This is a genomic window from Baekduia alba (genome assembly GCF_028416635.1).
Lineage (GTDB): Bacteria > Actinomycetota > Thermoleophilia > Solirubrobacterales > Solirubrobacteraceae > Baekduia > Baekduia alba.
Genome location: NZ_CP114013.1, coordinates 1 through 19,335, shown reverse-complemented (window position 1 = coordinate 19,335; position 19,335 = coordinate 1). Strand labels below are relative to the sequence as shown.

The following is a 19,335-nucleotide window of genomic DNA, read 5'->3' as shown; positions in this document are numbered from 1 at the left end:
CGACCGCAGGCCGCGAGAGCGAGCCGCCAGGCGAGCTGTCGCCACGACATGCGAGCGCTCTGCGCGAGTCATGTCGCCAGCTCCGCCTCGCGGCGAGCGCGATCCGACACCATCAACAACAGCGCGAGGAGCACGAAGTTGGCCAGCACCGACGACCCGCCGTAGCTGACGAACGGCAGCGTGACGCCGGTCAAGGGGATCAACTTGGTGACGCCGCCGACGATCACGAAGACCTGGAGCGCGAAGACCGAGGTCAGGCCGGTCGCCAGCAGCTTGCTGAACGAGTCGCGCGCCAGCATCGCGATCTTGAAGCCGCGCTGGACGACGAGCAGGTACACGCACAACAGCCCGGCCGCGCCGACGAGGCCGAGCTCGTTGACGATCACCGCGTAGATGAAGTCCGTGTGCGGCGCGGGCAGCAGCGAGCAGTTGACGGTCGAGCTCGCCGCGGTGGGGCAGTTCGCGCCGCCGATGCGCAGCACCGCCTGGCCGAAGCCCTGGCCCAGGACGCCGCCGTCGGCCTGCGCCCAGAGGCCCTGGGCGAGCTGGTAGCTGCCGCCGGACGTCTTGTCGAGCAGCGTCCGGTTGAACGGGTCCTGCCACGCGTCGATGCGGTCGGCGATGTGGCCGATGTGGCCGGCCACGAGGTAGGCGCCCAGCCCGAACGTCACGATGCCGACGACCACGAACGACAGGCGGTCGGTCGCGACGTAGATCATCGCCAGGAAGGCGCCGAAGAACATCACCGACGAGCCGATGTCGCGGATGTAGAACAGCAGCAGCATCGCCGTGCCCCACACGACCAGCATCGGCCCGAAGTGCTTCAGCGGCGGGATCGTCACGCCCATGAAGCGCCGCCCGGCGGTGACCAGCAGCTGGCGCGTGTCGCGCAGGTAGCTCGCCAGGAAGACGACGATCCCGAGCTTTGCGAACTCCGCCGGCTGGACCGACAGCGAGCCGATCTGGATCGACAGGTACGCCCCGTTGACGGGCGTGAACGCGCGCGGGAGCAGCAGCAGCATGATGCCGCCGATCGCGATCAGGTACCGGTAGCGCTCCAGCTTGCGGTAGTCGCGCAGCAGGACGATCGTCGCGGTGAACAGGCCGAGGCCGATCACGAACCACTGCGCCTGCAGGCGCGCGAGGCCGTCGTCGATCCGGTAGATCATCACCAGGCCGAAGCTGGCCAGCAGCGCGGCGAGCGGGAACAGGTACGGGTCGGCGCGCGGCAGCGTGAGCCGGATGACGAGGTGCGCCGCGACGCACAGGCCGAGGAAGATCGCGCCGTAGGTGAGGCTCGCGTTGGAGACCTCGTTGGTCCCGCTCAGCCCGCCGAGCAGGTCGTCGCGCGACAGGAAGACGGCGGCGAAGCCCGCCGAGACCAGCAGCGCGGCCGGGATCAGGGCGAAGAGCTCGCGGTTGCGGGCGCTCATGCTGTTTCCGTCTCCATCAAGACGAGGTCTTGACGGGCGCTCACGAAGCGTTCTGCCCCGCGAGCTCGCCGCGCTCGAGCTGGCGGACGAGGTCCACCGCGTCGTCGTGGGACCGGAGCTTGTGCTCGGTCACGGTCGCCCGCACGCGCGGCGACAGCTCCTCGGCCGGGACGCCGGTCGTGAACTCCGTGGAGAAGAGGTCGATGCCCGGCAGCGCGTAGGGCAGGCCGGAGTAGAGCGTCACGAACCCGTCGTCGTCGGTGCCGACGAAGTACACGCTGCGGGTCGCGATCCAGCCGCCCGAGGCGATCAGGATCAGGATCACCGCGACGACGGCGAAGCCCTTGGCGAACGGGGCCCAGCGGCGGCGCTTCTTCGGGACCTGCGCCGAGGCCATCCCACCCACGCCGCGCGGCGCGCGCGGGGCACGGGGCTGGGCGGCGCTCGCGGCGGGCGCCGCCGGTGCGCTCCGCGTGGCCGCGGCCTCCCGGACCTCCTCGGCCGTGGGCGCTGCCGCGCCGACCATCGTGCTCTGCCCGACGACGGCGCCGTCGCCCGGCGTGACGTCCTCGACGCGGAAGAGGACCACCGTGATGTTGTCGCGCCCGCCGGCCTCGTTGGCGGCGGCGACCAGGCGTTGCGCGGCGGTCGTCAGCGTGTCGGCCCCGGCGATGATCTCCGCGACCTTGACGTCCGGCACCATCCCGGTCAGGCCGTCGGAGCACAGCAGGAAGACGTCGCCGTCGCGGACCGGCCAGGAGAAGTGGTCGACGACGACCTCGCCCTCGATGCCCAGCGCGCGGGTGATGATCGAGCGCTGCGGGTGGTCCTCGGCCTCCTCGGCGCTGATCTGGCCGCGGCGCACGAGCTCGCCGACCAGCGAGTGGTCGTCGGTGAGCTGCTGCAGGTCGCCGTCGCGCAGCACGTAGAAGCGGCTGTCGCCGACGTGGGCGATCGCGAGGTCGTCCTCGCCGACGTAGGCGACGGTGAGCGTCGTCCCCATGCCGGCGAACTGGTCGTCGGACTGCGCCTGGGCGTAGACCTCGACGTTCGCGGCCGCGACCATGGCCGCGAGGCGCTCCTCGTAGGTCCCAGGCCCGTCGGGCAGGCCGCCGCGCTCGGCGAAGACGTCGACCGCGGTGCGCGACGCGACCTCGCCGGCCTGCGCGCCGCCCATCCCGTCGGCGAGGACGAACAGCGGCGAGTGGACCCAGTAGGAGTCCTCGTTGGCGGAGCGGGCGCGGCCCGTGTCGGTGCGGGCGGCATGGTCGGCGACGCGAAGCATGTGCGGCTAGCGGTCCATGTAGGTGAACTCGCTGTCGCCGATGCGCACGCGGTCGCCGGCATGCAGCGGCTGCGGGCCCGACAGCAGCTCCTCGTTGAGGTAGGTGCCGTTGGTCGACCCCATGTCCTCGATCACGATCATCGAGCCCTGGCGGATGAGGCGCGCGTGGCGCGACGAGGCGAAGGGGTCCTCGAGCCGGATCTCGGCCTGGTCGCCGCGACCCATCACCGCGCCGTCGCCGACCTCGTACTCCATGCCCGGCACGTGGCCGGGCGCGCGCTCGACGACGAGCCGCGGGTCGAGGTCCTGGGCCTCCGGCACGCGGCCCTGCGCCGAGGCGGAGTGGATGCCGGTGGCGTCGGATTGCGGCCCGCCCACCCCCGCGTACGGCGCGGCCGTCGTCTGGACCGTCGTGCGCTTGAGGTCCTTCAGCGCGTTGCGCGAGATCCACAGCAGGAACAGGTAGAGGACCGCCAGGAAGGCGAACTTGAGCGCGACGGAGGCGGGGTCGATCATCGGCTACTCGACCTCGAAGGTGACGGAGACGGTGCCGAGCTCGAGGCGGTCGCCGGACTCCAGCGGGTGCGGGCCGTCGACCTGGCGGCCGTTGACGCGCACGCCGTTGGTCGAGCCGAGGTCCTGGATGCGCCAGCCCTGGCCGCCGGGCGAGATCTCGGCGTGGCGGCGGGAGACGTTGGAGTCGTCGACGACGATGTCGCACTCGCGGCTGCGGCCGATCACCGCGCCGCCGGGCGGGACGAGCAGGCGCTTGCCGTCGACCACGACGATCGCGCGGCGGCGGGCCGCGCCGGTGCCCGAGCCGACGTCCTCGAGCGCGGCCTGATGGCGGGCCGACGTCGAGTAGACCATCGTGTGACCCATGTCGGCGGGGCGCGCCTCGGGCTGGGCGGGCGCCGAGGCGGCGGCCGGGCCGGCGCTGGGCTCGTGCGGCTCGATCAGCCGCGCCTGGATGCCGAACTCGCCGAGCGACAGGCGGTCGTCGGTGCGGAACTCGATCTGCGGCCGGGAGACCAGCGCGAGGCGCTCGCGGCGCGCGTGCTCCAGCAGGTAGGCGCCGAGCTCGTCGATGACCGACTGCTCCACGCCCTCGTAGCGCTCCCGGTCCTGGGTCGACAGCCAGACGACGTACTCGTTCGGGACGTAGGTGCGGGAGACCGAGACCGTGCGGTGCTCGTCCATCTCCTTCGCCAGCTTGCGGGCCAGCTCGACCGGCCGGACCTCCGAGCGGAAGACACGGCCGAACGTCCCCTCGACGAGGCCGGCGATCTTCTCTTCGAGACTTCGGAGGACGCTCATGCCGTGAGGGGACCACTTCCCCGCGGGGGCCGGGGGCGAACTAGGTTACGCAAGCTCAACGCGGCTCGCGCACGCGGAGTGACGCACGGGGCGCGACGGCGAGCGCCGCGGCGGCGATCGCGCCGACGATCAGGCCCCGCGGCGCGCTGCCGATCGCGGCCTGCGAGGCCGCCGCCAGGCCCGCCGCCCAGCCGCAGGCGACCACGATGTCGAGCGCCAGGATCCGGCCGCGGACGACGAGCGGCAGCACCGCCGCGGCCGCGGCCCAGAGGCCGACGAGCGCGACCGCCGGCGCCGTGGCGACCGCGGCGACCGCATCGGTCCCGCCCGTGTTGCCCGGCGCGCCGACGACCAGCGTGCGGTGCAGCAGCGGCTCGGCGAGCAGGACGCACCACGCGCCGAGCGCGCCTGCCGCCGCGCGCGTCCACACGTTGCCCACACGCCCGGCGAGGGCCGGATAGGCGCCGGAGACGGTGCCGAGCGCGAGCAGCGGCGCGACGGCCGGCACCGACCAGGTGGCGGGCGCGGAACGGCGCAGGAGCAGCGGCACGGGCAGCACCACGGCCCCGACGAGCCAGGCGCGATCGGGCGCGACGCCCGCGAGCCAGACGGTGAGGACCGCGGCCATGGCGATCCAAGCGACGCGCGGGAGCAGGAGCGTCGCGACGGCGACCGCCAGCGCGCCGGTCAGCGGGGCGACCGGCGGCACGGCGGTCGCGGCGGAGGCTGCGGTGGCCGCGCCATGCGCGACGTCTCCGCCGGCGCCCGCGGCCGCACCGCCCGCGGCGTCTCCGCCCGCCCCCGCGGCATGCTCCACCGCGGTGCTCAGCTCGCCCGTCGCGCCCCACTTCAGCGCGGCGCCGGCGATCGCGGCCGCCAGCGCCGCGGCCAGCGCGCGCTCGGCGAGCTTCGTCCGGTGCGGCGGCGCCACGGGCGCCAGGGGCTCCAGCGGCCCGCCGGCGATCGTGCCGGGCTCGTCGTCGACGTCCTCCAGCGCGACGGCCAGCGCGGCGCGCAGGTCGGTCAGGGTCCCGCGCTCGTCGGGATGCGGCCAGACCGCGAGGTCGATCGCCGCGCACAGGTCCAGCGGCAGGTCGCGGCGCAGGCGGCCCAGCGGCGGCAGGCGCTGCCCGATCCGGCGTGCGGTCGCGCCCGCGCCGCGCGCCCGCAGCGGGTTCACGCCCGACAGGCCCTCGTAGAGGCAGAGCCCGAGCGCGTAGAGGTCGGCCTCCGCGCCGACCTCGGCGCCCTCCGCCTGCTCGGGCGCCATGTAGGCGAGCGTCCCGACGACGTCGCCGGTCCGCGTCAGCGCATCGTCGCCGGCGATCCGCGCCACGCCGAAGTCCGTCAGCTTCGCGGGCGCCCCGCCGTCGCCGGCGGTGTCCGGGACGAGGATGTTCAGCGGCTTGACGTCGCGGTGGATGATCCCGCGCTTGTGGGCGTGAGCGAGCGCGTCGCACAGCGCGACCCCGATCTCCACGACGTCGCGGTCCGACAGCGCCCCCTCCTCGAGCAGCCGCGCGAACGTCGCCCCGCGGACCAGCTCGGAGACGAGGTAGACGTTCTCGTCGTCGCTGCCCGCCTCGTGCAGCGCCACGATCGCCGGGTGCTGCAGCCGCGCGGCCGCGACGCCCTCGCGCTGCGCGCGCTTGGCGGTGTCGGCGTCCGGCGCCGGGATCCGCTTGACCGCGACGGTCCGGTCGAGCTTGAGGTCGTGCGCCAGCCAGACCACGCCGAAGCCGCCTCCGCCCAGGCGGCGGACCAGCCGGTAGCGGTCCAGGACGACCTCGTCCGAGCCGCTCGCGGTCGTCGTCGTTGGGTGCTCGGCGGTCTCCACCGACTCCGGACTTCCGCGCGGGAAGAAGGGGCCCTGCGCGCGACGGCGAAGTTGCACCGGGCGCGTCCCGCCCGACCTACCGGTAATACTGGCCCATTCGCCCCCGCCTGGAGCGCGGACGTGTCCTTCTTCGACGACGAGCCCGACGAGCCCACTCGAGTCACCCGTCCCGCGCGCCCACGCCGCGCGGCGTCCACCGGCGGCTCCGCCGCGACCGCCGGCACGCCGCCGCCGGACATCGCGCGCCGGCGCCAGTTCGTGCTGTTCGGCGGGCTCGCGGTCATCGCGCTGCTGCTGATCATCACGGTCAAGAGTTGCTCCAGCACCGCGCACAAGAACGCGCTGAAGGACTACAACCGCGACGTCACGTCGATCGTCCAGAGCTCGGACGGCACGGTCTCCAAACAGCTGTTCGACGTCCTCAGCGGAGGCGGCGGCAACAAGGACGTGCAGGTCGCCGTCCAGCAGGTCCGGCTCGAGGCCGAGCAGGACGCCAAGCGCGCGAAGGGGCTGGACGCGCCGGACGACGTCGCCGACGCCCAGCACGACTTCGAGATGGTCATGAACTTCCGGCTCGCGGGCGTGACCGAGATCGCCGGGCAGCTCAACAAGGCGCTCAGCAACCAGCCCAGCGCGGCGGAGGCGATCCGCCGGATCGCCGGGCAGATGCAGGGGTTCCTGGCCTCCGACGTCGTCTACTCGCAGCGCGTCGCGCCGCTGATCAAGGACGCGCTGGACGACAACGACATCCACGACCAGACCGTGCCGGCGTCGAAGTTCCTGCCGTCGATCGGCTGGCTGGACGCGGGCAAGGTCGGCGAGAAGCTCAACCCCTCCGCCGGCGCCGACGGCTCCGGCTCGACCGGGACCGGCGCGCCCAAGCCGGGCACCCACGGCCACGGCCTGGTCCAGACGAAGGCCAACGGCGTCACCCTGCAGCCCGGCACCGCGATCAACCGCGTGCCGTCCAAGGCGCCGCTGCCGGTCGAGGTCACCTACGCCAACCAGGGCGAGAACGACGAGACCAACGTCACGATCAACGTGAAGATCACCGGCGGGCCCAAGCCGATCTCGGTCAACAAGCGGCTGAACCAGACGAAGGCCGGGACGCAGGCCGCGGTGACGATCAACCTGCCGACGGTGCCGCCCAAGGGCTCGTCGACGACGATGACGGTCTCGATCAAGCCGGTCAACGGCGAGCAGAAGACCGACAACAACAACGCGACGTACACCGTCCTCTTCAACTAGGGCGCGCGACGGCGCGTTCCGGGCGGCGCGCCTAGTAGCGTCGAGGGCGTGGATAGCTCGACCGCGGGGATCGTCGCGCTCGCCGGCTGCGCGGTGGCGCTGGCGGCGCTGATCGTGGCCGTCGTCGCGTTCGTGCGGCTGCGGCGGCTGCGCGCCGACCAGCGCGTGCTGCTCGGCGCGGGGCCGACCGACGACCTGATCGGGCACGCCGCGCGCCTCGAGCAGGAGTTCCGGTCGCTGCACGCCTACGTCGGCGACGTCGCGGCGCGGCTGGACGGCCGGCTCGGCACCGCCGAGGACCGGCTGGACCGCGGGATCGCGTTCCGCGGCCTGGTGCGGTTCGACGCCTACAACGAGATGTCGGGCCAGCAGTCGGTCGCAATCGCGCTGCTGGACGCCGAGCAGTCCGGGATCGTGCTCTCGAGCATCCACCACCGCGACCAGGCGCGGCTGTACGTCAAGCACGTGGTCAACGGCGAGCCGGAGTACCCGCTGTCGCCCGAGGAGATCGAGGCGGTCCGCGTGGCGCTGGCCGGCGAGCCGCCGCCCGAGCCGCCCCGCCTGCCATGAGGCTGGGCTGCCTCGGTCCGGCGGGGACCTTCACGCACGCGGCGCTGTCGGCGTCGTGGCGCTCGGCGGGCGCCAAGGTCGTGCCGTTGGCGACCGAGCGCGACACGGTCCTGGCCGCCGAGCGCGGCGACGTCGACGCGGCGCTCGTCCCGATCGAGAACTCGCTGGAAGGCGGCGTGAACGCCTCGCTCGACACGCTCGCGTTCGACGCGCCCGGCGTGAGCATCGTGGGGGAGGAGGTGCTGCCGGTGACCCACGCGCTGATCGCGCGGGAGGGCGTCGCGGTGGGCGCCGTCGACGCGGTGGTGTCGCATCCCCAGCCGCTGGGCCAGTGCCGCCGCTGGCTGGCCGACAACCTGCCGGGGCGCCGCGCGATCGCCGCGACCTCGACGGCCGAGGCGGTCCGGATCGTGTCGGAGAGCGACGAGCCCTGGGCGGCGATCGGGACCGTCACGGCCGCCGGGCTGTACGGCTGCGCGGTGCTGGCCGAGGGCATCGAGGACGAGCACGGCAACGAGACGCGCTTCCTCTGGGTGGCGGCGACGGGGCGCGATCCGTTCGCCGGCGCCGTGCCCGCCGCCGACGTCCGGCTCGGCGCGCCGAAGACGTCGATCGCCTTCCACGGGGCCGGCGACGCGTCGCCGGGCTGGCTCGTCCGCTGCCTGTCGGAGCTCGCGTTCCGGGGGATCAACCTGACGCGGATCGAGTCGCGGCCGCTGAAGCGCCAGCTCGGCCACTACCTGTTCTTCGTCGACCTCGAGGGCGACGCCGCCGACCCGAACGTCGCCGAGGCGATCGAGCGCGTGCACGTCCACGCCGAGGTCGTCCGCGTCCTCGGCTCGTACCCGCGCGCCGTCCGGTAGCCCTGAGCGGCGCCGCGCCGCAGGTGTTGCCACTCTGTCACCAAAGGGTTCGAACCAGGCATTTTCCGCTCTCCTGGGTGGTACGGTTCCGCCTGGAGCACCGCCCCGATGTCACAGCTCACGCCACCACACATGACGAGGTCCACGTCGCCCGACGAGCACCGGCGACGTGGACGGGACGGTGGTCGGGTGCTCGTCCTCAACGCGTCGTATGAGCCCATCAACGTCTGCACCGTCAGACGCGCGGTCGTCCTCCTGCTGAAGGCGAAGGCCGAGGTCGTCGACCACGCGACATGGGAGCTGCGCTCCGAGCGCGCCTCGATGTCACGGCCGGTCGTCATCCGCCTGATGACCTACATCGTCGTCCCCCGCGACACCCACCGCCGCAAGATCACCCGCCGTGCGGTCTTCGCCCGCGACAACTGGACCTGCCAGTACTGCGGCTCCCGCAGCAACCTGACCGTCGACCACGTGATCCCCCGCTCCAAAGGCGGCGGCTCGACCTGGGACAACATCGTCGCCTCCTGCGCTCCCTGCAACCGCCGCAAAGCCGACCACCTCCCCGACAAGGCCGGCATGCATCCCAAGCGAACCCCCTCGATCCCCCAGGCCCACGTCTTCATCCACGTCGCCACACCCACCATCCCCGCCGCCTGGCGCCAATGGCTGCCTGAAGCGGCCTAGCTGGTCCATCGGCACCGGCGTCGTTGGTCGGCGGAGGTATCGACACGCTCGTTTCCGGGCTCCGCTACGCCGACCGCCGCCGGTGAGACGGCGACAGCTCCCTCGCCGGGGCGCGACGCGCGGCGGAGCGGAGCGGGGACGGCGCGCCGCAGCGCGACGGGGCGGGCGGAGACCGAGACCCGCCGAAGCACCCCTCCACGACGCCGGCAGCGCCCGGCGGCGCGACGCATTGGAGGCGCGGAGCCATGCGAGACGTGTGGGCGTAGCGGGGGTCCGACACGTCGTCGTCCGTGCGGAGCGGCTCAAGCGCGGCGTTCGGGGCCACCGGGCCCGGGCACCGAACACAGCCGGCTGGCCGACAGCGCCCCACACCGCACCCACTGAGCGCGCAGCGGAGCACGGAAACGAGCGTGTCGGACCCCGCCGACCAGCCACGACAAAGCACGCGTCCCTTAAATGACGAAGGACGCCGGGAAAGCTCCCGGCGCCCTTCGTACAACCACTGGACTGGACTAGCCCGCTCCGCGACTGGTCTGAGCGGCCGGAGGGACGACTTCCGGCATCGCAGATCGGGGGTGGCCCGGCGTGGATTCGCTGGATCGTTACTCCAGCCCGACCGATCTAGCGGCCGGCCACCTCCAGGGTCCCGCAAGTACTAGAACTAGATATTCGGACCACCTCCTTTCTCTGGTAGCGCCAATGTAGCACCACCTCCCGACGACCAAAACCGGTCGCCGGGACCCGCGGTCAAGAGGCGGACTCGTCGGGCTCCTCGGACGCGTCCTCGTCGGCCTCCGCGTCGCCTTCGGCCAGCTCCTCGGCGATCTCCGCGACCGCGGCGTCGCCCGGCTCGGGCACCACCTCGACCTCGGCGCCTTCGACGTCCAGCGTCGGCGTGCCCTCTTCGTCCTCGGACTCCACGATCAGCGCCACGGCGCTCACCTGGTCGCCGTCGCGCGGGTTCATGACCCGGACGCCGGTGGCCGAGCGGCCCTGCTGCGAGATGCCCTTGACGCCCGTTCGCTGGATCAGCCCGTTCTGCGAGATGAACACGAGCTCCTGGTGCGGCCGCACGACCAGCGCACCCGCGAGGCCGCCCTTGGCCTCGGTGAGCTTGATCGTCAGCACGCCCTTGGCGCCGCGCGACGTCTTGCGGTACTGGTCGATCTTCGTCCGCTTGCCGTAGCCGGCCTCGGTGACGACCAGCAGCTCCATGTCGTCGCGCGCGACGTCCATGGCGATGACCTCGCCGTCGTCGCCGACGTCCATGCCGCGCACGCCGCCGGTGTCGCGGCCCATCGCGCGCGCCTGGCCCTCCTCGAAGCGGACCGCGAGGCCCGCCTTGGACACCATCATGACCTCGTCGCCCTCGTCGACCCGGCGGACGTCGAGCAGCTCGTCGTCGTCGCGGATCTTGATCGCGATGATGCCGTCGGCCTTGATCGGCGTGTTGTAGGCCTGGAACTCGGTCTTCTTGACCACGCCCTTGCGCGTCGCGAAGACGAGGAACGGCGACTCGGAGAAGTCGCGCGTCGACAGGACCGACTGCACCCGCTCGTTCTCGCGCAGCGGCAGGATGTTGACGAGCGCGCGGCCCTTCGCGGTCCGCTGACCCTCCGGCAGCTCGTACACCTTCGACCGGTACACCTTGCCCCGGTTGGTGAAGAACAGCAGGAAGTCGTGCGTGGACGACACGAAGAGGTGCTCGATGTAGTCGCCGTCCTTCAGGTCCATGGCGTTGATGCCCACGCCGCCGCGCCGCTGCTGGCGGTACGTCGCCAGCGGCACGCGCTTGATGTACCCCGACTTGGTGATGGTGATCACCATCTGCTGGTCGGCGATCAGGTCCTCGATGTCGAGCTCGTCCTCGGACGGCGCGATCGTCGTGCGGCGCTCGTCCTGGAACCGATCGGCGATCTCGAGCATCTCCTCCTTGATCAGGGCCAGGACGTTGCCCTCGTCGCCGAGGAGGTCACGCAGCTCGCGGATGCGCTCCATGACGTCGGCGTGCTCCTGCTTGATCGCGTCGCTCTCCAGCGCGGTCAGCTGCGACAGGCGCAGGTCGAGGATCGCGGAGGCCTGGATCTGCGACAGCTCGAACTGCGCGACCAGCTCCTCGCGCGCGGCCTCGCGGTTGGGCGACCGGCGGATGACCTCGATGACGGCGTCGAGGTTGTCCAGCGCGATGAGCAGGCCCTCGAGGACGTGCGCGCGCGCCTCCTTCTGCGCCAGCTCGAACTTCGCGCGGCGGACGACGACCTCGCGCTGGTGCGCGACGTAGGCCTGGAGCACCTCGATCAGCGACAGCGTGCGCGGCACGCCGTCGACCAAGGCCACCATGTTGACGCCGAACGTCGACTGCATCGGGGTGTGCTTGTAGAGCTTGTTCAGCACCACCTTGGGGTTGACGGCGCGCTTGAGCTCGATCACCAGGCGCATGCCGCGCCGGTCGGTCTCGTCGCGCAGGTCGGAGATCTCGGGGATCTTCTTCTCGCGCACGAGCTCGGCGATCTTGGTGATGAGGCCGGTGTCGCCGCCCTTCTTCACCGCGTAGGGCAGCTCGGTGACGATGATCGCCTCCTTGCCCTGGTGGATCTCCTCGATGTGGGCGCGGGCGCGCACGCGCACGCGGCCGCGGCCGGTCTCGTAGGCGTCGCGGATGCCCGCGGCGCCCATGATGATGCCGCCCGTCGGGAAGTCCGGCCCCTTCAGGTGCTGCTGCAGCTCCTCGGTCGTCAACGCCGGGTTGTCGATGAACGCGACCGTCGCGTCGATGACCTCGCGCAGGTTGTGCGGCGGGATGTTCGTGGCCATGCCGACCGCGATGCCGGTGCCGCCGTTGACGAGCAGGTTCGGGTACCGCGACGGCAGGACGACGGGCTCCTGGTTCTGGCCGTCGTAGTTGGGGACGAAGTCCACCGTGTCCATGTCGATGTCGCGCAGCATCTCCATGGCGAGGCGGGTCAGGCGCGCCTCCGTGTACCGCATGGCCGCGGCCGGGTCGTCGTCGACCGAGCCGAAGTTGCCCTGGCCGTCGACGAGCTGGTGGCGCATCGAGAAGTCCTGCGCCAGCCGGACGAGCGTGTCGTAGATCGCCGAGTCGCCGTGCGGGTGGTACTTGCCCATCACGTCGCCGACGATGCGCGCGCACTTGACGTACGGGCGGGTCGGGCCGAGGCCGCTCTCGCTCATGGAGAACAGCACGCGGCGGTGGACGGGCTTCAGGCCGTCGCGGACGTCGGGCAGCGCGCGCCCGACGATGACGGACATGGCGTAGTCCAGGTACGCCGTCCGCATCTCGTCTTCGAGGGCGCGCGGCTCGATGTTGCCGCCGCCGATGACGTCAGTGGCCATCAGGCCTCAACTCCTTCAACAACGTGGATCATCAGACGTCGAGGTTCACGACCGCGCGAGCGTTCTGCTCGATGAACTCGCGGCGGGGCTCTACGACGTCGCCCATCAACATGGTGAACAACCGGTCCGCCTCGGCGGCGTCCTCGACGCTCACCTGCTGCAGGGTGCGGGTGGCCGGGTCCATCGTGGTCTCGCGCAGCTGGTCGGCGTTCATCTCGCCCAGGCCCTTGAAGCGCTGGACGTTGATGCCGCGCCGCGCGACCTCGAGCACCGCGGTCCGCAGCGCCTCGAACGAGTACGCCTGATCGGACTTGTCGGCCAGCGCGACGCTGAACGGCGGCGCGCCGGCGAGGTCGACGAGCTGGGCGTTGACCTTGATGAACTGGACGTAGTCGTTGGACTCGAACAGCGACCGCGGCAGGCGGTGCGTCTGGGCCAGCCCGGTCTTGCGCTCGATCGCCTTGATCACGAGCACCTCGTCGTCGGACGTGACGACGTGCGTCGTGTGCGGGCGCGACTCGTCGTTCTTCTCCAGCGACGCGACGACCGCCGGGAGGTCCGTGGCCTGGTCGTCGAGCAGCCCGGCCTCGCCGAGGAAGCGGACGGCCTCGTGGCCGTACTCGGCCCGCAGCGACGACGCCCAGCCCTCGAACTGCTTCAGCAGCCGCGTGTAGCGCTGCCAGCGCGCCTCGGTGAGCTTGAACTCGGTGCCCGCGCGGTCGTGCACGGCGATCTTCTCCAGCTTGTCGGAGAGGAGGACGTCCTCCAACTCGGACTCCTTCTCGATGTAGCGCTCGTTGCGGCCCTGCTTGAGCTTGTACAACGGCGGCTTGGCGATGTAGATGTAGCCGGCCTCGATCAGCTCGGGCATCTCGCGGAACAGCAGCGTCAGGACGAGCGTGCGGATGTGCGCGCCGTCGACGTCGGCGTCCGTCATCAGCACGATCTTGTGGTAGCGCGCCTTCTCGATGTCGAACTCGTCGCGGATCCCCGTGCCGAGCGCCGTGATCAGCGCCTGGATCTCGTTGTTCTTGAGGACCCGGTCGATCCGCGCCTTCTCCACGTTGAGGATCTTGCCGCGCAGCGGGAGCACCGCCTGGGTGTTGCGGTCACGGCCCTGCTTGGCTGAGCCACCCGCGGAGTCGCCCTCGACCACGAAGATCTCGGTCAGCGCCGGGTCCTTGACGGAGCAGTCGGCGAGCTTGCCGGGCAGCGGCGAGTTCTCCAGCGCGCTCTTGCGCCGCGTCAGGTCGCGCGCCTTGCGCGCCGCGGCCCGGGCCTGGGAGGCCTGGACGGCCTTGCGGATGATCCCGCGCGCCTCGCCCGGGTTCTCCTCCAGGAACTCCGCGAGCTTGGTGTTGACGACGTTGGCGACGAAGCCCTCCATGCCCGGGTTGCCGAGTTTGGTCTTCGTCTGGCCCTCGAACTGCGGGTCGCTCAGCTTGGCGGAGATGACGGCGGTGAGACCCTCGCGGATGTCCTCCCCCGACAGGTTGTCGTCCTTCTCCTTGAGCTCGCCCTTCTCCCGCGCGTAGCGGTTGACGGTGCGCGTCAGCGCAGAGCGGAAGCCGGAGAGGTGCGAGCCGCCCTCGTGCGTGTTGATGTTGTTGGCGAACGAGAAGACCGACTCCTGGTAGGAGCCGTTCCACTGCAGGGCCAGCTCGACGTAGCCCTCGTCGGACTCGCCGTCGAAGTAGATGACCTTCTTGCCGAGCGGCTCCTTGTTCTCGTTCATGTACGAGACGAAGTCCTCGATGCCGCCCTCGAAGTGGAACTCGACCTTCTTGCCGCCGGCGCGCTCGTCGGTGAGCGAGATCGCCAGGCCGCGGGTCAGGTACGCCGTCTCGCGCAGGCGCTGCTCCAGCACGTTGAACTCGTGCTCGAGCGTCTCGAAGACCTCGGCGTCCGGCAGGTAGGTGATCGTCGTGCCGGTCGACTCGTCCTTGCCCATCGGCTCGCCCTTGGTCAGGTCGTAGCGCGGCTTGCCGCGGTCGAACTCCTGGCTCCAGTGGAAGCCCTCGACGCGGACGTCGACCTTCAGGGTCTCCGACAGCGCGTTGACCACCGAGACGCCCACGCCGTGCAGGCCGCCGGACACCTTGTAGCCGCCGCCGTCGCCGAACTTGCCACCGGCGTGGAGCACGGTCAGGACGACCTCGACCGCGGGGCGGCCCTCCTTCTCGACGATGCCGACAGGGATGCCGCGGCCCTCGTCCGTCACGGTGACGCTGTTGTCGGGGTGGATGGTGACGTCCACCCGACCGCCGAAGCCGGCCAGGGCCTCGTCGACCGAGTTGTCCACCACCTCGTAGACCAGGTGATGCAGGCCGCGGATGCCCGTCGACCCGATGTACATGCCCGGACGCTTGCGGACCGCCTCGAGGCCCTCGAGGACGGTGATGTCCTGGGCGTCGTAGGCGGCCGAGCCCTGGCGCGCATTCTTCTGCTTGCCGTTCTCGTTCGCCATAAGAAGACTGCGTCTCCTGACGCAGATACGCCCCGTTCCCGGGCTCGGTCGAGCCCGACCGGGGCGTCAAAGTAGTTATCCACAGGATAGCACAGCGACCCGTCAGACCCGCCGGTTGACGGCCCTCAAAAAGCCTGCAAATACGCACAAAACTGTTACGTCTCCGCGACCGCCCAGGAGCGGGACTGCGTGGCAACGCACCGGAGCGCGGTTATGCGCCCTTCGCCGATCAGCCCGTTGAGCTTGGCGACGAGCTCCGGAGCCATCAGATCGAGCTCCTGGGCCCACGTCGACGACCGGCAGGTGATCGTCAGTGTTCCGCCGCGCTCCGCGGTCGGCATCGCGTACTTCGCCATCATCGCGCCGGCCGCCGCGGGCCACGCGCGCTGCGCGTCGGCGAGCGTCGTCCGCGGCGCGAGCTGCTCCGTGAGCGCCGCGATCGACTTCCCGAGCGGCCGCGGGGCGCGACGGGCCATCAGGCCGCCGCCTCCGACGACGACTCGGGCGACGCCTCCTGGAGGACCGCGCCACCGGGGGAGACCTTCAGGCGCGCCACGTCCGGCGCGCCGCCGCCCGGGACGTGCGCGAGGTCCGTCGTCGTGACCACGGCCTGGCCGCCGTCGTCCAGGCGCGCGACGAGCAGCCCGCGCCGGTCGGCGTCCAACTCGCTCATGACGTCGTCGAGCAGCATGAGCGGGGGAGCACCGCGCTCGTCGGCAAGCTCAGCGCGCTCGGCCAGCAGGAGCGCCAGCAGCGCCAGCCGCTGCTCGCCCTGCGACCCATAGGCCTTGAGCTCGCGCCCGTCGCGCACCAGGACGAGGTCGTCGCGGTGCGGCCCGTGCTGAGAGAAGCCGCGCTCCAGATCCGACGCCCGCCGCTCGCGCAGCTCGGACACGAGGGCCTCAGCGTCGTCGGCGCGCGAGCGCGGGCGGTACCGGACCTCCGCCGCGCCGTTGAGCCCCAACTCGCTCGCCAGCTCCGGGAACCGCGCGCCCACGCGCTCGACGGCCGCGGCGCGATCGTCGCGCAGCGCGATGCCCCAGCGCGCGAGCTCGGCGTCCCACGCGTCCAGCGCGCCCTCGTCGACCCGGCCGCCGCGCACCCGGCCCAGGAGCGCGTTGCGCTGCGCCAGCACCCGCGAGTACTGCGCGCGGTTGCCCGCCCGGCCCGGCCACAGCGCGGCGACGACCTGGTCCAGATGCGCGCGGCGGCCCGCCGGAGCGCCCTTCACGAGCTCCAGCCGATCGGGGAGGAAGACGCTCACCAGCGGCCGGGCCGGCGAGTCGGTCAGCCGCTCGACGGGCGCGCCGTCGACCTTCAGGCGCTTGGCCTCACCGGGCTGGAAGCCCACCGACAGCGTGTGCGCGTCACCGTCGCGGTCGCGCGTGTCGACCTCGACCCGCGCCGCCGGCGCGTCGAAGCGCACCATCTCGCGCTCGTTGCCCGTCCGGCACGACCGCGACGTGCAGCCGAAGTACAACGCCTCCAACATGTTGGTCTTGCCCGCGCCGTTGGGGCCGTGCAGCACCGTCAGCCCCGGCCCGATCGCGACGTCGGCTGCCGCGTAGGTGCGGAAGTCCCGCAGACGGAGGCGCTCGACGCGCACGGACCAAGCCCTACACGTTGAGGCGGATCGGCATGATCAGGTAGAGGAAGCCGCTCTCGTCGGCGCCCTCGATCAGGCCGGGCCGCAGGGGGCTGATGAGCTTGAGGATGAGGTCGTCGGACCCGACGCTGTCCAGGCCGTCGCGCAGGAACTCCGGGTTGAACCCGATCTCGAACGGCTCGCCGGCGAACGGCACCGGCAGCGGCTCGGAGGCCTCGCCGACATCCGGCGTCTGCGCAGACACCGTCAGCTCGCCGTCGCCGAAGGCCAGCCGCAGCGGAGCGTTCTTCTGCGCCATCAGCGAGATGCGCTTGACGACGTCCCCGAGCTCCTCGCCGCTGATCCGCAGCTGGTGCTCGTAGCCGTCGGGGATCAGCTGGTTGTAGTTCGGGAACTGGCCGTCGATCAGCCGCGAGGACAGGACGGCGCCGCCGACCTCGAACACGACCTGGTTGGAGCGCACGCCGATCCGGATGACGTCGGCGCCGGTGTTGCCGACGACCGAGCGCAGCTCGTCCAGCGCGCGGGCCGGCACGTTGGCCTCGAAGCCCGGGTCCAGCGGCACCTCGAGCTTGGTCTCCTTGACGCTGAGCCGGTAGGAGTCCGTGGCGACCATCCGCAGCTCCGACCCGGAGGCCGACACCAGGATGCCCGTCAGGATCGGCCGCGTCTCGTCCCGCGACGCCGACTTGGACACCATCTCGATCGTGTCCACGAACGCGTGCGCGGGGACGTCGACGACGGTGTCGTCGCTATCGGACCCACCGACCCCGGGCAGCGGCGGGAAGTCCTCGGCGCGCAGCGTGCGCAGGTGGAACTTCGCGTGGCCGGCCACGACCTCGACGTCCTGCTGCTCGGGCCGCAGCTCGAGCTCGACGCGGTCGGCGTTCTTGGGCAGCGACCGCGCGACGTCGAGCAGGAGGCGCGCCGGCAGGACCACGGTGCCCTCGCGCTGGACCTCGGCGGTGAGCGGGACGCGGAGCGCGATCTCCATGTCGGTCGCGCGCAGCTCGACGCCATCGGCGGTCGCAGCCAGCTGCACGCCGGACAGGGCCTGGACGGCGGAGCGCGTGGACGCGACGCGGGACACGGACTGCAGCTGTGCGAGCAGATCGGCGCTCGCGACGGAAAGCTTCACGATGAAGACCTTAGGAGAGAGTTTCAGGAGTCATAGTGGCTGTTGATCTGTGGACAGCCGCTGAGATGACCGGACGTTGCGGGGTTTTCGCGCACAGAAGCCGACGGAGTCTGTCAACAGCGCCGGTCAAACCGCGTCGCCCCGGCCGGGATCGGTCAGACGGGCGGTGATGCGCGTCACGGCGTCGTAGGCGTCCGGGTCGGTGCCGAGGCGCGCCACGGCACGCTTGCACGCGTGGAGGACGGTGGAGTGGTCGCGGCCGCCGAAGCGCCGCCCGATCGCGGGCAGCGTCTCGTGCGTGTGCTCGCGCGCGAGGTACATCGCCACCTGGCGGGGCCAGGCGACGCGCGCGGCACGGGAGGGCGAGAGCAGCTCCTCGCGCGTGAGCCCGAAGGTCTCGGCGACGAGGTCCTGGATGCGGTCGACCGTCTCGGGCCCGCCGGCGGCGATCGCGCGCTCCTGCTGGCGGCCGTAGAGCTGGGTCAGCACCTCGTCGGCCAGCGCGGCGTCGATCGCCTTGTCGGTCAGCGACGCGTAGGCGACGACGCGGATCAGCGCGGCCTCGAGCGACCGGAGGTTGTCGGTGACGCGCGCGGCGATGAGCTCCAGGACCGCGGGATCGGCGAGCTCGATGCCGTCGTGGTGCGCGCGCTTGCGCAGCACCGTGAGGCGCGTGGCCGGGTCGGGCTCGCGGATGTCGACGAGCAGGCCGGACTCGAAGCGCTGGCGCAGCCGGTCCTCGAGCGCCGCCATGTCGCGCGGCGGGCGGTCCGACGTCAGGACCAGCTGGCTGCCGGTCTCGTGCAGTGCGTTGAAGGTGTGGAAGAACTCCTCCTCGGTCTTGACCTTGGACTCGAGGAACTGCACGTCGTCGATCAGCAGGACGTCGTTGCGGCGATAGCGGTGCTTGAAGGCGTCGACGTCCCGGGCCTTGAGGGCCTCCAGGAACTCGTTCGTGAAGCGCTCGACGGTCGTGTAGCGCACCGCGAGGCCGCCGCCGTACGCGCGCACGTAGTTGCCGATCGAGTGCAGCAGGTGGGTCTTGCCGACGCCGGGCGGGCCGACGATGAAGAGCGGGTTGTAGGCCTGGCCCGGGAGCTCGGCGACCGCGAGCGCCGCGGCGTGGGCGAAGCGGTTGGCGTCGCCGATGACGAACTGCTCGAACGTGTACTTCGGGTTCAGCCGCGAGACCGCGTCGTCGAAGAGCGCGGCGACCGGCTCGTCGCGCGTGAACGCCTTGGAGGGTGGGGCGCCCGCGGACGGGGAGGGCGTCGCGCCCGCGGCGGACACGTCGCGCAGCTCGACCGTCGCGCCGGCGCCCAGCAGCGTGCGCGCTGCCTCCTCGATCACCGCGGCGAACCGCTGGCCGACCCAGTCGCGCACGTCGGCGGGCGCGAGCAGCACGACGCGGTCGTCGTGCTCCAGCCCGCCCCAGGCCAGCGGGGCGAGCCAGATGTCGTACGTGGCGTCCGGGACCCTGCGTCGAAGCTCCGCCTGCAGGCGGGTCCAGATGGGGGCAGGGTCCGGCGTCAC

General features: G+C 71.7%; 15 protein-coding genes. 4 read left to right on the top strand and 11 right to left on the bottom strand.

The genetic code is table 11. The features are described 5' to 3' along the window. Positions 1 to 68: 68 nt before the first annotated feature. Genes DSM104299_RS00075 through DSM104299_RS00055 form a run of 5 tightly spaced genes read right to left on the bottom strand, consistent with a single transcriptional unit; the run spans position 69 to position 5,872 of the window. Entirely contained in the window at positions 69 to 1,433 is a 1,365-nt protein-coding gene (locus DSM104299_RS00075) for an FtsW/RodA/SpoVE family cell cycle protein (protein WP_272475236.1), read from the bottom strand. Positions 1,434 to 1,473: 40 nt separating this feature from the next. Next, on the bottom strand, positions 1,474 to 2,718 hold the full coding sequence (locus DSM104299_RS00070; RefSeq protein ID WP_272475235.1) for a Stp1/IreP family PP2C-type Ser/Thr phosphatase: 1,245 nt from the start codon (positions 2,716 to 2,718) through the stop codon (positions 1,474 to 1,476). 6 nt (positions 2,719 to 2,724) lie between these two features. Continuing rightward, positions 2,725 to 3,234 (bottom strand): FHA domain-containing protein, encoded by a 510-nt coding sequence (locus DSM104299_RS00065; protein ID WP_272475234.1) that lies wholly within the window; start codon positions 3,232 to 3,234, stop codon positions 2,725 to 2,727. A gap of 3 nt (positions 3,235 to 3,237) precedes the next feature. Further along, entirely contained in the window at positions 3,238 to 4,035 is a 798-nt protein-coding gene (locus DSM104299_RS00060; protein WP_272475233.1) for an FHA domain-containing protein, read from the bottom strand. A gap of 55 nt (positions 4,036 to 4,090) precedes the next feature. Continuing rightward, a complete protein-coding gene (locus DSM104299_RS00055) occupies positions 4,091 to 5,872 on the bottom strand; it encodes a serine/threonine-protein kinase (protein WP_272475232.1) in 1,782 nt (593 codons plus the stop codon). A gap of 120 nt (positions 5,873 to 5,992) precedes the next feature. On the opposite strand from DSM104299_RS00055, the gene DSM104299_RS00050 reads away from it, so the two are divergent. The 4 genes from DSM104299_RS00050 (at position 5,993) to DSM104299_RS00035 (ending at position 9,237) form a co-directional block, all read left to right on the top strand. Continuing rightward, a complete protein-coding gene (locus DSM104299_RS00050) occupies positions 5,993 to 7,120 on the top strand; it encodes a hypothetical protein (protein WP_272475231.1) in 1,128 nt (375 codons plus the stop codon). Positions 7,121 to 7,168: 48 nt separating this feature from the next. Further along, on the top strand, positions 7,169 to 7,690 hold the full coding sequence (locus DSM104299_RS00045) for a DUF4446 family protein (RefSeq protein ID WP_272475230.1): 522 nt from the start codon (positions 7,169 to 7,171) through the stop codon (positions 7,688 to 7,690). After that, positions 7,687 to 8,553 carry a prephenate dehydratase gene (pheA, locus tag DSM104299_RS00040; protein WP_272475229.1) on the top strand — a complete coding sequence of 289 codons (867 nt, stop codon included), beginning with the start codon at positions 7,687 to 7,689 and terminating at the stop codon, positions 8,551 to 8,553. The genes DSM104299_RS00045 and pheA overlap by 4 nt, the downstream gene beginning before the upstream one ends. Positions 8,554 to 8,742: 189 nt before the next feature. Beyond that, positions 8,743 to 9,237: an HNH endonuclease gene (locus tag DSM104299_RS00035; RefSeq protein ID WP_272475228.1), complete on the top strand. Its 495-nt coding sequence runs from the start codon at positions 8,743 to 8,745 to the stop codon at positions 9,235 to 9,237. A 747-nt stretch (positions 9,238 to 9,984) separates the two neighbouring features. Here the strand turns inward: DSM104299_RS00035 and gyrA are convergent. The 6 genes from gyrA to dnaA all read right to left on the bottom strand — a co-directional run bounded on the left by gyrA (position 9,985) and on the right by dnaA (position 19,335). After that, a complete protein-coding gene (gene gyrA / locus DSM104299_RS00030) occupies positions 9,985 to 12,591 on the bottom strand; it encodes a DNA gyrase subunit A (RefSeq protein WP_272475227.1) in 2,607 nt (868 codons plus the stop codon). A gap of 31 nt (positions 12,592 to 12,622) precedes the next feature. After that, on the bottom strand, positions 12,623 to 15,058 hold the full coding sequence (gene gyrB, locus DSM104299_RS00025; RefSeq protein WP_272475226.1) for a DNA topoisomerase (ATP-hydrolyzing) subunit B: 2,436 nt from the start codon (positions 15,056 to 15,058) through the stop codon (positions 12,623 to 12,625). Between the two features lie 155 nt (positions 15,059 to 15,213). Further along, on the bottom strand, positions 15,214 to 15,534 hold the full coding sequence (locus tag DSM104299_RS00020; protein ID WP_272475225.1) for a DUF721 domain-containing protein: 321 nt from the start codon (positions 15,532 to 15,534) through the stop codon (positions 15,214 to 15,216). Then, positions 15,534 to 16,664 (bottom strand): DNA replication/repair protein RecF, encoded by a 1,131-nt coding sequence (gene recF, locus DSM104299_RS00015; RefSeq protein WP_272475224.1) that lies wholly within the window; start codon positions 16,662 to 16,664, stop codon positions 15,534 to 15,536. Before recF ends, DSM104299_RS00020 begins: the two co-directional genes overlap by 1 nt. Before the next feature lie 10 nt (positions 16,665 to 16,674). Beyond that, on the bottom strand, positions 16,675 to 17,802 hold the full coding sequence (gene dnaN, locus DSM104299_RS00010) for a DNA polymerase III subunit beta (RefSeq protein WP_272475223.1): 1,128 nt from the start codon (positions 17,800 to 17,802) through the stop codon (positions 16,675 to 16,677). Positions 17,803 to 17,928: 126 nt separating this feature from the next. Further along, positions 17,929 to 19,335 carry a chromosomal replication initiator protein DnaA gene (gene dnaA, locus DSM104299_RS00005; protein ID WP_272475222.1) on the bottom strand — a complete coding sequence of 469 codons (1,407 nt, stop codon included), beginning with the start codon at positions 19,333 to 19,335 and terminating at the stop codon, positions 17,929 to 17,931.